We start from the raw sequence: 1,055 nt of genomic DNA on the forward strand, positions 1-1,055 counted from the left end.
GCCGTTGACCCAGAGCGCCTCTGCACGGCCTCGGTTATCAGGCTCGTCAGCCTGCGGCCGGCGGTGACGTCCGATAGAACTCGGCGCAAGCGAAGTCAGACCAGCAATGCGATGTCGGTTCGGTGTTTACGCGAAGAATTGCAAAGCGCAGGATTGCCGACGCCGAAACCGGCGAAGCAGGCCAAATCGGACGCACCGGTCCGGAGAAGTTTTTGGTGAGGCTCAGTTCTGGCCCTGTGACAGCGCGCCCGCGACCGACGCGGCACCGGCCTTCATGGGAAGGCTATCGGGCTGCTTTTTATGTCGTGAGCTGGCGTTCAAGTGGTCGCCCTAGGTGCACGGGGCGCACTTTCGCAATCATGTCTTTACCGCTTCCGGATGGGCCGCGCGAAAGGCTGGCAGTTCCGCACAAGTGGAATCGATGGCCCGAATGCGGGGCATGTCCTTGAGATCGACACCCCATCGCTCAGCATTGTAGACCTGCGGCACAAGGCAGAAATCTGCCATAGTCGGGCTGTCTCCATGACAGAATCTGCCAGTTGACGGATGCGTGAGCAGGGTTTCAAACGCGCGAAGCCCCTCCCCGATAAACTTACGCATCCAAGCAGTGCGGACTGCGTCGCCGCCTCCAGTGAGTTCCATGACATGGGCGCAGACGCCCATGTTACACACAGGATGAATATCCATGGCGATCGCGTGGGAGAGAGCCCTAACGCGCTGGCGGCCGGGCGAATCTTTCGGCAGCAATGTGGCCTCGCGGGCTTCGCAGAGATATTCGATGATCGACAGCGACTGGGTCAGCACCACGCCGTCGATGTCGAGCACGGGTACGAGACCTTGCGGATTGCGTGCCAGATGGTCCCGCGATTTATGGGTCTTGTCCAGGAGGTTTACGGGGACTGCTCGATAAGCGAGGCCGATGTTGTTGAGCGCGATGCGCACACGGTAGCTCGCAGACGAGCGCCAGTAATCATAGAGAACGATCTCGCTCACGTCGGTTTGCCGCAGTGTAACGCGGTTTTGAGCGCTTCACTCAGCACCATTCGGTTACCGAT

At 59.9% G+C, this 1,055-nt stretch carries 1 protein-coding gene; it reads right to left on the bottom strand.

Features of this window, described 5'->3' with window-relative positions; translation table 11 throughout:
* Positions 1-357: 357 nt before the first annotated feature.
* Positions 358-993 carry a maleylacetoacetate isomerase gene (gene maiA, locus AC1D0I_RS32570; RefSeq protein WP_477400180.1) on the bottom strand — a complete coding sequence of 212 codons (636 nt, stop codon included), beginning with the start codon at positions 991-993 and terminating at the stop codon, positions 358-360.
* Positions 994-1,055: the final 62 nt, after the last annotated feature.

This window comes from Mesorhizobium sp. P2_D1, from assembly GCF_056404455.1.